Genomic DNA, 12,291 nt, shown 5'->3' with positions numbered 1-12,291 from the left:
GGGAACTTCCGCCGGGGACGGGACGACCAATGATCGTGACCGCACCGCACACCCGGGTCGCCCGCTGGCCCGCCGTCCGCCCCTGGATCGGGGTCGCCGTCCGGCTGGGCCTGGCCGCCGTGTGGCTCGTCGCAGGCGGCAGCAAGGTCGGTGACCTGGCCGCCTCCGGCCGCGCCGTCAACGCGTACCAGGTCATGCCGTACGACCTCGCCACGGTGATCGGCGCGGCGCTGCCCTTCGTCGAGCTGGCGCTCGGCCTGCTGCTGCTCCTCGGCCTGGCCACCCGGCTCTCCGCCGGGGTGTCCGCGGCGCTGCTGGTGGTCTTCATCGTCGGCATCGTCTCGGCCTGGAGCCGGGGCCTCGCCATCGACTGCGGCTGCTTCGGCGCCGGCGGGGAGCTCGCCGAGGGCCAGACCCCGAGCTACCTCCCGGAGATCCTCCGGGACCTGGGATTCCTGGCGCTGGCCGGGTTCCTGCTGATCTGGCCCCGCACCCCCGTCTCCGTGGACGGCTGGCTGGCGGGGGACGCATCCGTGGAGGACGAGGATGAGTAGTCGCAAGGGGCAGAAGGGCTCCGCCCGGGTGGTCCGCGAGCAGTTGGCCCGGGAGCGGCGGCGCAAGCGGACGCTCTGGGTCTCCGTGGCCGCCGTGGCCGTCCTGGTCGTGGCCGGCCTGATCGGCTGGAGCGTCTACTCCAGCCAGCGCTCCGACGACTTCACCGCGCCGACCGGCTCGACCGAGGACGGCACCGGGGTCGTCGCCGGCTCGGGCCCGGTCACCATCGACATCTACGAGGACTTCCTCTGCCCGGCCTGCAAGCAGTTCGAGCAGGCCAGCGGCCCGACCATCGACCAGCTCATCAGCGAGGGCAAGGTCCGGGTCGTCTACCACCCGGTGGCGTACCTGAACCGCTTCTCCAGCACCCAGTACTCGACCCGCTCCTCGGCCGCCTCCGGCTGCGCGGCGGAGGGCGGCCGCTACCGGGAGTACGCCAAGGCGCTGTTCGACCGGCAGCCGCCGGAGGGCGGCGCGGGGCTCAGCGACGGGGAGCTGGCCGACATCGCGGCGGGCGCCGGCCTCGACCGGGACGGCTTCGCCTCCTGCCTGCGGGAGGGCACCTTCAAGCCGTGGACCGAGCACGTGACGCAGGAGGCCAGCAAGGCCAACATCACCAGCACCCCGACGATCCTGGTCGACGGCGAGCAGATCGCCGACCGCAGCCCGGAGGGGATCAAGTCGGCGGTGGAGGCGGCCGGCAGGTGATCCGCGACCTGGTGACCCGCGCCGGCCTGGTACTCGCCGGCACGCTGACGGCGACGGTCGCGTTCGCTGCCCCGGCCGCCGCGCACGGCGCGGACGCTCCCGACGGCACCGACTACCGCACCGAGGTGACCGCCGTCGCCCCGGCCCGCCCCGGGCTGAGCGTACGGGTGATCGAGGCGGGCGCGCGGCTGGAGCTGACCAACACCGGCGACCGCGCCGTCGAGGTGCTCGGCTACTCCGGTGAGCCCTACCTGCGGGTCGGCCCCGACGGCGTGTACGAGAACGTCCGCTCCCCCGCGACGTACCTGAACCGGACCATCGCCGGGGACACGCGGCTGCCGGCCGAGGCGAACCCCGCCGCCGCACCGGACTGGCGGCGCGTCGACGACTCCGCCACCGCGCGCTGGCACGACCAGCGGGCACTCTGGCGGGAGTCGGCACCGCCGCCGCAGGTGCGCGCCGCCCCGGACCGGGAGCACCGGGTGCGGGACTGGACGGTGCCGCTGCGCACCGACACCGGGACGGGGGAGATCCGCGGCACCCTCGACTGGGTGCCGCCGCCGGACGCGTACGTCTGGTGGGTGGTCGCCACGGTCGGGCTGCTGGCCGTGGGGGCCCTCGGGCTGTTGCCGGCCCGCTCCGGGCCGGGCGCGCGGGCGCTGGCTGGGCTCGGCGGGCTGCTGGTCGTCGGCGGGGTGGCCGCGGTGGTGTTGACCGTGGGCCGGGAGGTGGACGCCGGCGCGCGGGGCGTGGGCGGGGTGCTGACCGGCCTGCTCGGCGGGCAGGTCTGGGCGCTGCTGACCGGGCTCGGCGCCGTCGCCGCCGGGGTCTTCGCGCTGGCCCGCCGGCCGGCCGCCGACTTCGCGCTGGCGCTGGCCGGGGCCTGCCTGGCGCTCTTCGCCGGGGTGGCCAACGCCGCCGTCTTCGCCCGCGCCGTCGCCCCCGTGCCGTGGCCGGCGACGACGGCCCGGATCCTGGTCGCCCTGATCCTCGTCGCCGGCGCCGGCGCCACGGCGGCCGGCGCCCTCCGCCTACACGCCGCCCGCCCCACCCCCGCTCCCCCTCCCACCCCCACTCCCCTCACCCCGCCCTCCACCCCCGCCCCGCGCGTCGATCATGGAGTTGTGGTGGGGGACGAACCGGAGCAGAAGAGGTCTGATCGGGCACCATGAGTGCATGATCGACGCCTCGGGGGTGGGGCGCGGAGGGCTCAGCGGGGGGGGTGGGGGTGAAGCCCCGGGGGAGTTCGAGGCGGTGGCGGGCGAGGCGGTCGGCGTCCGCCAGGAGGTCGGCCGTGGGGGCGTCGGCGACGATGCGACCGGCGTCCAGGATGACCGAGCGATCGCACAGTTCCAGGGCGTACGGCAGGTCGTGGGTGACCATCAGCAGCGTCACCGGCAGGGCGCGCAGGATGCCGGCCAGCTCGCGGCGGGCCGCCGGATCGAGGTTGGACGACGGTTCGTCCAGGACGAGGATCTCCGGGTGCATGGCGAGCACGGTGGCCACCGCCACGCGGCGCCGCTGCCCGAAGGAGAGGTGGTGCGGCGCGCGGTCCCGGTGCTCGCCCATCCCGACCGCGGCGAGGGCCTCGTCCACCCGGGCGGACAGCTCCGCCCCGCGCAGGCCCAGGTTGGCCGGCCCGAACGCCACGTCCTCGGCGACCGTGGGCAGGAAGAGCTGGTCGTCCGGGTCCTGGAAGACGATGCCCACCCGGCGGCGCACCTCGGCGAGCGTGGCCCGGTCCTGGCTGACGGTCAGCCCGCCGACGCTCACGCTTCCCTCAGCCGGGGTGAGGATGCCGTTGAGGTGCAGCACCAGCGTGGTCTTCCCGGCGCCGTTGGGCCCGAGCAGCGCCACCCGGTCGCCGCGCGGCACGGTCAGGTCCACCCCGTGCAGGGCGACGTGCCCGTCCGGGTACGCGTAGCGGACACCACGAACGTCCAGGGAGAGGGCGGTCTGCACGGCACCGATCATGTCAGCACGACGGCCGTGGCGGCGATGCCGGCCGCCAGGACCGGCACGGTGGCCGCGACCAGCCACTGCCCGGCGGTCGCCGCGCCCGCGCCCTGCCACACCGCCGGCATCCGCCCGGTGTAGCCGCGCGACAACATCGCCAGGTAGACCCGCTCGCCGCGTTCGAACGCGCGCAGGAAGAGCGCGCCGACGCCGGTCGCGAAGCCGCGCAACTGCCACAGGAAGCGCGGATCGTCGCCCCGGGACATCCGCGCCACCCGCATCCGGCGGGCCTCGCCGACCAGCACGTCCAGGTAGCGCAGCATGAACGTGGCGATCTGGGTGAGGATCTGCGGGCAGCGCAGCCGGTCCAGGCCGACGATCAGGTCCCGGGTCGTGGTCGTCGCGGCGAGCAGCAGCGAGGCGAGCACGCCGAGGGTGCCCTTGGCGACGATGTTCCACGCCCCGAGCAGCCCGTCGACCGACAGGCTCAGGCCGAGCACCTCGACCCGCTCACCGGCGCCGAGGAACGGCAGCGCCACCGCGAACAGCACGAACGGCAGCTCGATCAGCGACCGACGCAGCAGCCAGCCGGGCCCGACCCGGGCCAGCGCCGCCACCACCGCGACCAGCAGGGCGTACGCGCCGAAGGCCCAGAAGGCCTCGCGCGGGGTGCCGACCACGGCGAGGGTGAACGCCACCATCGCCGCGATCTTGACCTCGGGCGGGAGCCGGTGCACCGGTGACGCGGCGTCCCGGTACAGCACGTGCGCGTGCCCGGCGCCCATCCGGTCGCTACTCCCGACCCGACGCCCCGACGGGGGTGCGGGCGCCCCCAGCCGCGTCCCCGTCCCGGGGGCCGCGGCGGCGGACCAGCCAGAACGCCCCGCCGGCCACTGCGAAGGTGAGCAGCACGCCGAGGACGCCGGACAGGCCGGTGGAGAGGAACTCGTTGTCGATCCCCGCCACCCCGTAGTCGGCCAGCGGCCCGCCGACCTCGTGTTCGCGCTCCCGCTGGGCGGGGCAACTGCCGCCGGTGATGTTGTCGTCGGCGTCGAAGGTGCAGCCCTCGCGCAGCGACGAGTCCAGCCCGTCGGGGTGGGACGAGGCGAAGTTGCTGACCACCCCGGCGAGGAGCAGGGCCACCAGCAGCCCGCCGACGACGAATCCCCAGGAACGCTTCCTCACCGGGCACCTCCGACGGCCGGGACGGCGGGCGTGGACGCCACGCGCAGCCCGCGCAGCGCGTAGACGAGATCGGGCCGGACCTTCGCGACGGTGACCACCGTGGTCGCGGTGATCAGGCCCTCGCCGATGCCGATCAGCAGGTGCACGCCGGCCATCGTGCCGGCCAGACCGCCCAGGTTGCCGCCGAGGTCGGTGGTGCCGCCGAGCTGGTACTGGAGCACGAAGCCCATCGACGCGACCACCACGCTGACCAGCGCGGAGACGAAGGCGGTCACGCCCAGGCCGGCCGGGGTGCGCGGCAGCACCCGGAGCAGCAGCGCGATCAGCAGGTACGCCGCGGCGGTGCCGAGCACGGCCATGTTGGTGATGTTGAGCCCGAGCATGGCCACGCCGCCGTCGCCGAAGACGAGCGCCTGCACGACCAGCACCACGGCCACGCAGAGCGCGCCGACCCACGGCCCCACCAGCATCGCGGCGAGCGCCCCGCCGAGCAGGTGACCGCTGACGCCCGCGGTGAAGATCGGGAAGTTGAGCATCTGCACGGCGAAGATGAAGGCCGCGACGAGCCCGGCCATCGGGGCCAACCGGTCGTCCAGGTCACGCCTGCCGCGCAGGACGCAGAACGTCATCGCGAGCAGCGCCACCGCCGCGAACACCGCCGCGACGGGACCGTCGACGATCCCGTTCGAGATGTGCATCGCCAGGTTCTCCACGCGGCCTCCCACGCGTCGCCCGGCCAGGCCTGGCCGTTGACGTCAGCCTATTTCCCGAGCTTGGCAGTTGCCAAGGGTTGGCAACTGGCGTACGCCCGATTGCGCGCCCGCCGCCGACCCGACGTGCCGGCCGGGTCGGCGTTCCGGTCGGGCCGGCGCGCCGCCCGGAGGCGGCCGGGACGCGTTCCCGCCGGGGTCGGCGTGCCGCCCGGGGACGGCCGGGGCCGGCGGTAGGGTCGTGCCATGACCGCGCCCGACCGCCTCTCCCCCGGTGACCCCGCGCCCGAGTTCAGCCTCCCCACCGACACCGGCGAGACGCTCTCGCTCACCGACCTGCGCGGCCGCAAGGTCGTGCTCTACGCCTACCCGGCGGCCATGACGCCCGGCTGCACCAAGCAGGCCTGCGACTTCCGCGACTCGCTCGCCTCGCTCCAGGCCGCCGGCTACGAGGTCGTCGGGATCTCGCCCGACAAGCCGGAGAAGCTGGCGAAGTTCCGCGAGCGCGACGCCATCACCTTCCCGCTGGTCGCCGACACCGACAAGGCCGTGCTGACCGCCTACGGCGCGTACGGCGAGAAGCAGTCGTACGGCAGGACGGTGACCGGCGTGATCCGCTCGACATTCGTCATCGACGCGGACGGCAAGATCGAGCGCGCGCTCTACAACGTGAAGGCCACCGGCCACGTCGCCAAGCTGCGCCGGGATCTCGGGCTGGACTGAGGTCGCCGCGCGCGCCGGGACCGAGCCCACCACCGGCTCGGCGTGACACTCTAGACTCAGCGGGTCGGCGGGAGTGGCGTAACGGCAGCCGCGGTAGGTTTAGGTCCTATTGTCCGAAAGGACGTGGGGGTTCGAATCCCCCCTCCCGCACCGAGCGTCCTGTCGCGCGCGTCACGATCGCGGGTCGGCGCGGGGCCCGCGCGGTCAGGATTACCGGGTGAGCCTGCGCTTCGTCCTCGATCCCGAGCTGACCCCCGAGTTGCGGGAACGGATCGTCGCCCTCTGGGTCGACGTCACCAACGCCGGCGGGGCGGTCGGCTTCGTGCCGCCGGTCACCGTCGCCGACGTCCGGCACACGGCGGACCCCACCTTCGCCGGCATTGCGGAGGGCCCGGACCGCCTCCTCGTGGGGTACGCGGGCGAGCGGCCCGTCGCCGCGCTGATCTTCTGCGACAACCGGTTCGACCTGAAGGCGCACTGGTGCGTGCTGAAGCGGGTGATGGTCCACCCGGACACCCAGGGCAACGGGTACGGCGCCGCGCTGATGCGCGAGGCCGAGCGCCTCGGCCGCGGAATGGGCTGGGAGGCGCTGCACGTGACCGTCCGGGACGGGCTGGGGCTCGACCGGTTCTATCGCGGGCTCGGTTACCGGGAGATCGGTCGGCTGCCCGGGGCGCTGCGGGTCGCCCCCGGCGACGACCGCGACGAGATCCTCATGTGGCTGGGCCTGACCGCCCCGGCGGCACCCGGGCGCTGAGCCGAAACGCGCGGGGCTCCAGACCAGCGGAGCCCCGCGCGGAACAGCGGGCGGTGCCACCCGGCGAGCAACCCGGGGTTCAGGACACCGACCGGCTGTGGGGATCAGCCCGTGACACGCAGCTCAAGCAGGACGGCAGGGGGCAGGGTGTCATCCTCTCCCACCCCGACACCGACCCAACCGTTCTTGGGAAGGGCGACCGTCTCGGATTCGCCGTCCACGCTCACCGTGGCGGATGCCGTGTGACTGTCACCACGGATCTGGTAGACATCCGAGATCTCCAGAGTCAGGTAGCCAGGTGCGCCCTTGACCGTGAAGCAGTATCCGCTGAGCCTCGCGTAGCTCCGGACGATGATCTGGTTGGTGGCGCTGGCCACGCAGTCGGCAAAGATGATCTTGCCGTCGCCCTTGATCAACTTGATGCCATCGCTGGCTTCGATCTGGGCGGCCCCCGGATAGCTGAAGTCCTCCTCGATCGAGGGCGGCGCGTCCTCCAAGGCCGCGTTGGCGGCGCCGGAGACCAGCGTCATGCCGCCGGCGACGGCGACGCCGGCGACCAATCCGGTGACGAGCAACGCCCGAAAGTTCTTCACTCATGACCTCGCTTACCTGGAACATGGCCCAACAGGAACGGTGACTGGCGTTGGCCGCCGTCGTCGCGACGCCCGCAGTCCAATGTGGGCGACGGACGCTCCGGGGAGAAGCTACGACCATCCTATCGATGCACATGAGTCTCAGAGGCCCCCCGTGAAGCCTCGGAACAAGCTGCGATCGCCGCAGAATTCCGACCTTAGAGCACGCCCGGCAATGCCGCTGCCCCGTCGATCGCCGCAACAATCGCCCTGCGCACCGGGGAAGGGAGACGCCGGGGTTGTCGCCACAGATCGACATTCGTCCACAGCGTCACCGCCGCGGTCGCCCCGGCACCGCCAGCGTGGACCCGCAGGCGTGGTGCGGCGGAGCCCGCCCGCACACCCACCTACGAGGAGGAGCCCGGCACGAGCAGGTCACCCACCGCGATCCTGCCCGTCGCCTCGGGAACCAGGTGCAGACCGAAGAGGAGCTTCTGGTCGACCTTGCGGTGCCGGGCGAGGGTGCGCAGCGGTTCCTTCCCGCGTACGCCCGTCTCCTGGTCGGTGGTGGTGACCACGCAGCGGTCGCACGGCCCGGCGGCGCGGAAGCGGGCGGCGCCGATGCGCAGCCGGCGGCCGACCCAGTCGTCCTCGGCCCACGCCGGCGCGCCCTCCACCACCAGGTTGGGGCGGAACCGCGCCATCGGCACGGGCTCCTCGCCGGCCTCGGCGAGCCACCCGTTGAGCGCGTCGAGCGAGGCGGCGGTGGCCAGCAGCAGCGGGTAGGCGTCGGCGAAGCTGACCTGCTCACCGGTGTCGTGCTCCCGGTCCCCCGACGGGATGTGCCGGGTCGGTCGGGCGAGCCAGACCAGCCGGACGGCGCGGCCCAGCAGCGTGCCGATCCAGGCGTCGGCGGCCGGTCCGGCGGCGAGCGCCGGCACCGGCAGCTTGCGGTTGCGGAAGGTCCGCACCGCGACGGGTTCACCGCCGGCCGGCTCGGGCACGGTCAGGTCGTCGTGCCCCTCGGCGCGCAGCAGCAGGCCGCCGCTGTGGGGCGTGGCGTGCAGGCCGACCAGGCGCGTGGTCTCCCGCTGGGTGATGCCGACGCCGTCCGCGTCGACGATCATCCAGCGCCGGTCGCCGGCCAGGCCCCACGGCTCGACGCCCGCGACGTCGTGGTCGAGCCGGCGACAACCCTTGACGGGGTACGTGTGGATGGCGCTCAACCGCATCCGACCACCCTGCCACGGCCCGCGCGCGACCGTCGCCCCCGCCTGCTCCCCTGCCGGCGTCGCGTGGGACGCCCGCTCAGCGTGCCCCGGCTGGTCGAGGACCTCCGGCACCTCGTGCCGACCCGGCCCGCACGACCGCGATCACCAGGCGACGCCGATGCCGTCTCCCGGGTACCAGTGGTTGGCGGGGGTCTCCCGGTAGGCGAGGAAGCGCCGGCCGGTGCGCTCGGCGTGCTCGGCGAGGACGTTGGTGGCGGTGACGTTGTCGGTGAGCAGGATCGCGCCCGGGGCCAGCCTGCCCTCGACCGCCTCGAACTCGCGCTTCTCGTGGGCCCGGCTGTGGTCGCTGTCGTGCAGGAACAGGTCGACCGGCCGGTCCAGCGCGGCGATCGAGGCGATCGAGTCGCCGATGACCAGGTCGACCACCTCGGACCAGGGCGCGGTGCGGGCGAGGTAGCCAGCCTCCGGGTTGATGTCCAGCGAGGTGACCCGGCCGGGCTGCCCGTCGGCGGCGTTGCGCAGCAGCGCGGCGGCGAGCACGCAACTGCCGAGCCCCTTGTCGACACCGGTCTCGACCACGTGCGTCGGCTTCGTGGCGCGCACGATGGCATACCAGCCGATGCGGCGGGCGTAGCGGACCTGCCGGTCGGCCAGGCCCCGGCGGGCGGCGCCGGCGGTGGCGGACTCGATGTGCCGGCGCAGCACGTCGTCCGACTCGATCTCGGCGAAGTACGCGCGGACCTGCTTGACGGGCACGTCGCAGACCACGCTGACGAACCAGGCGAGGTGGTGCCGGCTCAGCTTGGTCAGCTCGTACGTGTAGTTGTGGTGCTCCCGCGAGGTGACCAGCCAGCGGGCCGAGGTGCGCAGCACCTTGGCGTCGTGACGGGCGACGCGGGCCAGGCGCTTGGGGAAGGCCGCGACGGGGGCAAGGCGGGTGCGGGCGATGGCCCGTCGGAGCTTCGTTGCGTCCACGCAAGGGTTCTACCAGCCACAGGCGGTCAGGTGTAGTGCAGAGCACACCCGCACACAAGTTGATTGGCAGGTCCGGGCACTGATGTCGCATGACAAGGTGGACGGGTCTGCACGGACGGGGCGGCCATCAGCCGGATGAGGGTACGCGCACGTCCTCGCGGATAAGTAGCATCGCCGCCATGCCAGTTCCACAACAGTCCGTCGAGCCGGAGGCGGTCGCCGACCAGACCGAACGCCAGCCGGGCAAGCACGCGAAGCCTCGTCGCCGGTGGCGACGCGTCGCCCTCATCAGCCTGCTGGTGGTGGCGCTGCTCGGCGGCGGTGGCATGATCGCCGGTGGGCTCTACCTGCGTTCGGTGGATTCGGACATCGAGCGCGTCGACGCATTCGCGGACGTGCCCGAGGCGGGGCGCCCGCAGGCGGTGGCCAAGGGCGCGATGAACATCCTGATCCTGGGCAGCGACACCCGCGACCCGGAGAGCACGTCGGGGTCGCGCACCGACACGATCATCCTGGCCCACCTGCCGAAGGACCGGTCGAGCGCCCAGCTCATCTCGATCCCCCGGGACACCTGGGTCGCCGTGCCCCGGTCCAAGGAGGGCAACCAGGGCGGCCGGGACGCGAAGATCAACGCAGCGTACGCGTGGGGTGGCGTGCCGTTGATGGTGCAGACCGTCGAGAAGTTCACGAGCGTGCGGATCGACCACGTCATGATGGTCGACTTCGCGGGGTTCAAGGAGATCATCGACGCCCTGGGCGGCATCGACATCTACGCGGAGAAGAACTTCACCTCGATCCACCCCCCGTTCCGTACCTTCCGCCAGGGGATGCAGCGGATGGACGGCGAGACGGCACTCGACTACTCGCGCCAGCGCAAGCAGTTCCCCGACGGGGACTTCGCCCGCATCCGACACCAGCAGCAGGTCATCAAGGCCATCCTTGACCGGGCCGTGTCCGGGGGCATCGTCACGAACCCGGGAAAGCTGAACTCCTTCGTCAAGGCCACCTCCAATGCCGTGTCGGTGGACGAGAACATGTCGCTGCTGAGCATGGCGACCGACCTGCGCGGCCTGCGCGGCAACAACCTGCGCTTCATCACCAGCCCGACGAAGGGCACCGGTCGGGTGGGTAGTGAGAGCGTCGTGTTCGCGAACACCGACAAGGCCAAGTCCTTCTACGACGCGGTCCGGCGTGACGCCGTAGCAGACATCCTCAACGCCGGAAAGTAGGAGGCCGGACTGCCCGATGCGGCTCTGGTGGGCCGCCCGCCCTGGTCGTATCCTTCGTTCGCCTCGAAGCCGCCGTGTGCCGCCCCGGGGCAGTCAACGGGGAAGGACCAACCATGTCCAGGCAACAGGCGATGGGCCACCACGCCACGACACCGCAGGGCGATGAGGTGGCGGCACGAGGCATGGCAGTGGGGGTGAGCGACGAGGCGGACTCCACCGGTTCGCTGCCCGCCTCCGCGCCACCGGCAGGCGGTCAGGCGAGCGGAGCGCCCCGGCCCGGCCTCGACGTGACGGCGGTGCTGCCGTACGCCAGTTCCCGCGCGTCCACGCGCACCCGGGGCCTGCGGGCCTGGATGATGACGGCCCCCGTCGACGTGGCCGCCCTGCTGGCGCCCCTGCTGTTCAGCCACCAGTACTGGCGCGGGACGCTGGGCATGGCCGGCCTGACGGTGGCCATCTTCGCGGCGGGCGGGCTCTACCGGGCCCGTCGCCACGTGAGCATCCTCGACGAACTCCCGAGCCTCTGCGGACGATTGCTCGCGTCCGCGGCCGTGGTCACCATCGTCGCGGCGCTGCGTCACGACTCCGCCGACTACGTGGGCGGGTTCGCGCGCGGGGTGATCATCGCGGCCGGGCTGGTCCTCGTCGGTCGTGCCTTCTCGCGGGAGTTCGCCACCATCGCGCGCAAGCGTCGGTGGGTGGAGCACAACGCCATCATCATCGGCAGCGGCCCGATCGCCGTGGAACTCGCCCGGCTGTTGCGCCGCTACCCCCAGTACGGGCTGCGCTTCGTCGGCTGCGTCGACTCCACGCCCCCGCAGACGCCGGCGGCGCTCCCACTGATCGGCACCCTGGACCAGCTGGAACCGCTCGTGCGGATGGTCGAGTGCGACGTGCTCATCATCGCCGACCCGATCTGCCCGGAGCTGACCCTGATGGAGGTCCTCCGCCAGCCCCGCAGCGCGAGCTGCGACCTGTGGGCGGTGCCGCGGCTCTGGGGCTCCCGTTCGCACGGCGACCACATCGGTGCGATCCCGATCGTCAAGGTCGGCGACATCACGCTGTCCGGACCCCGCTGGGCGCTCAAGCGCGCCTCGGACATCGCCTTCGCCGCCACCGCGTTGCTCCTGCTGAGCCCCGTGCTGCTGCTCTGCGCGATCGCGACGCTCCTCGACGGCGGTCCCGGCATCTTCTTCTACCAGGAACGGATCGGTCGCCACGGCAAGCCGTTCCACATCATCAAGTTCCGCTCGATGCGTCCCGTCGACGAGCACGAGTCACAGACGAACTGGTCGATCGCGCACGACCAGCGCGTCGGACCGATCGGCCGTTTCATGCGCCGCACGTCGCTGGACGAACTGCCGCAGCTCTGGAACATCCTGCGGGGCGACATGAGCGTCGTCGGGCCCCGGCCCGAGCGGCCGTTCTTCGTCGAGAAGTTCTCGGCCGAGTACCCCAACTACGCCATGCGTCACCGGGTCGCGGTGGGGCTCACCGGGCTGGCGCAGGTCAGTGGTCTGCGCGGCGACACCCCGATCTCCGACCGGGCACGGTTCGACAACTACTACATCGAGAACTGGTCGCTGTGGCTCGACGCCAAGGTGCTGATCCGGACGGTGTCCGAAGTCTTCCGCGGCGGTGGTCGCTGAGCCGTTGAGCGAGGGCTGTCCCCTCGACGGCCCACCCGAC

13 protein-coding genes, 1 tRNA gene and 1 pseudogene are annotated in these 12,291 nt (G+C 72.8%); 8 read left to right on the top strand and 7 right to left on the bottom strand.

All coding sequences use genetic code 11. The annotated features are described in order from the left end of the window. Positions 1-29 precede the first annotated feature (29 nt). From AB0B83_RS12570 to AB0B83_RS12560, 3 genes are read left to right on the top strand one after another with little or no spacing between them, the layout of a single operon-like run. A complete protein-coding gene (locus tag AB0B83_RS12570; protein WP_132233914.1) occupies positions 30-554 on the top strand; it encodes a MauE/DoxX family redox-associated membrane protein in 525 nt (174 codons plus the stop codon). Further along, complete coding sequence (locus AB0B83_RS12565) at positions 547-1,263, top strand: thioredoxin domain-containing protein (protein WP_357578257.1); 717 nt, start codon at positions 547-549, stop codon at positions 1,261-1,263. Before AB0B83_RS12570 ends, AB0B83_RS12565 begins: the two co-directional genes overlap by 8 nt. After that, entirely contained in the window at positions 1,260-2,435 is a 1,176-nt protein-coding gene (locus AB0B83_RS12560) for a hypothetical protein (protein WP_357578256.1), read from the top strand. Before AB0B83_RS12565 ends, AB0B83_RS12560 begins: the two co-directional genes overlap by 4 nt. 46 nt (positions 2,436-2,481) lie before the next feature. Here the strand turns inward: AB0B83_RS12560 and AB0B83_RS12555 are convergent. The 4 genes and pseudogenes from AB0B83_RS12555 to AB0B83_RS12540 all read right to left on the bottom strand — a co-directional run. Further along, positions 2,482-3,237, bottom strand: a pseudogene (locus AB0B83_RS12555) (ABC transporter ATP-binding protein); the annotation flags it as partial. Continuing rightward, complete coding sequence (cbiQ, locus tag AB0B83_RS12550; protein WP_357578255.1) at positions 3,234-4,004, bottom strand: cobalt ECF transporter T component CbiQ; 771 nt, start codon at positions 4,002-4,004, stop codon at positions 3,234-3,236. The pseudogene AB0B83_RS12555 and the gene cbiQ, both read right to left, overlap by 4 nt. Before the next feature lie 7 nt (positions 4,005-4,011). Then, the gene (locus AB0B83_RS12545; protein ID WP_357578254.1) at positions 4,012-4,404 is read right to left on the bottom strand and encodes a PDGLE domain-containing protein; all 393 of its coding nucleotides are present in this window, start codon (positions 4,402-4,404) and stop codon (positions 4,012-4,014) included. Beyond that, positions 4,401-5,117, bottom strand: a complete 717-nt coding sequence (locus tag AB0B83_RS12540) for an energy-coupling factor ABC transporter permease (protein ID WP_357578253.1) — start codon at positions 5,115-5,117, stop codon at positions 4,401-4,403. Before AB0B83_RS12540 ends, AB0B83_RS12545 begins: the two co-directional genes overlap by 4 nt. Before the next feature lie 243 nt (positions 5,118-5,360). On the opposite strand from AB0B83_RS12540, the gene bcp reads away from it, so the two are divergent. The 3 genes from bcp to AB0B83_RS12525 all read left to right on the top strand — a co-directional run bounded on the left by bcp (position 5,361) and on the right by AB0B83_RS12525 (position 6,594). Further along, entirely contained in the window at positions 5,361-5,837 is a 477-nt protein-coding gene (gene bcp, locus AB0B83_RS12535; RefSeq protein ID WP_132233902.1) for a thioredoxin-dependent thiol peroxidase, read from the top strand. 67 nt (positions 5,838-5,904) lie between these two features. Beyond that, a tRNA-Leu gene (locus AB0B83_RS12530) sits at positions 5,905-5,987 on the top strand. Positions 5,988-6,054: 67 nt separating this feature from the next. Further along, positions 6,055-6,594: a GNAT family N-acetyltransferase gene (locus AB0B83_RS12525; RefSeq protein WP_357578252.1), complete on the top strand. Its 540-nt coding sequence runs from the start codon at positions 6,055-6,057 to the stop codon at positions 6,592-6,594. A gap of 104 nt (positions 6,595-6,698) precedes the next feature. Here the strand turns inward: AB0B83_RS12525 and AB0B83_RS12520 are convergent, their stop codons facing one another. The 3 genes from AB0B83_RS12520 to AB0B83_RS12510 form a co-directional block, all read right to left on the bottom strand. Beyond that, positions 6,699-7,187 carry a hypothetical protein gene (locus tag AB0B83_RS12520; RefSeq protein WP_357578251.1) on the bottom strand — a complete coding sequence of 163 codons (489 nt, stop codon included), beginning with the start codon at positions 7,185-7,187 and terminating at the stop codon, positions 6,699-6,701. Positions 7,188-7,573: 386 nt separating this feature from the next. Beyond that, positions 7,574-8,398, bottom strand: a complete 825-nt coding sequence (locus tag AB0B83_RS12515; RefSeq protein WP_357578250.1) for an MOSC N-terminal beta barrel domain-containing protein — start codon at positions 8,396-8,398, stop codon at positions 7,574-7,576. A 141-nt stretch (positions 8,399-8,539) separates the two neighbouring features. Next, on the bottom strand, positions 8,540-9,373 hold the full coding sequence (locus tag AB0B83_RS12510) for a class I SAM-dependent methyltransferase (RefSeq protein WP_357578249.1): 834 nt from the start codon (positions 9,371-9,373) through the stop codon (positions 8,540-8,542). A gap of 179 nt (positions 9,374-9,552) precedes the next feature. On the opposite strand from AB0B83_RS12510, the gene AB0B83_RS12505 reads away from it, so the two are divergent. Next, positions 9,553-10,602, top strand: coding sequence for an LCP family protein (locus AB0B83_RS12505; protein ID WP_357578248.1), 1,050 nt, complete (start codon positions 9,553-9,555; stop codon positions 10,600-10,602). 113 nt (positions 10,603-10,715) lie between these two features. Then, a complete protein-coding gene (locus AB0B83_RS12500) occupies positions 10,716-12,251 on the top strand; it encodes a sugar transferase (protein WP_357578247.1) in 1,536 nt (511 codons plus the stop codon). Positions 12,252-12,291 lie beyond the last annotated feature (40 nt).

This window comes from Micromonospora sp. NPDC049060, from assembly GCF_040649055.1.
GTDB classification, from domain to species: Bacteria; Actinomycetota; Actinomycetes; order Mycobacteriales; family Micromonosporaceae; genus Micromonospora; species Micromonospora reichwaldensis.
This window is presented reverse-complemented; position numbering and strand designations above follow the sequence as displayed.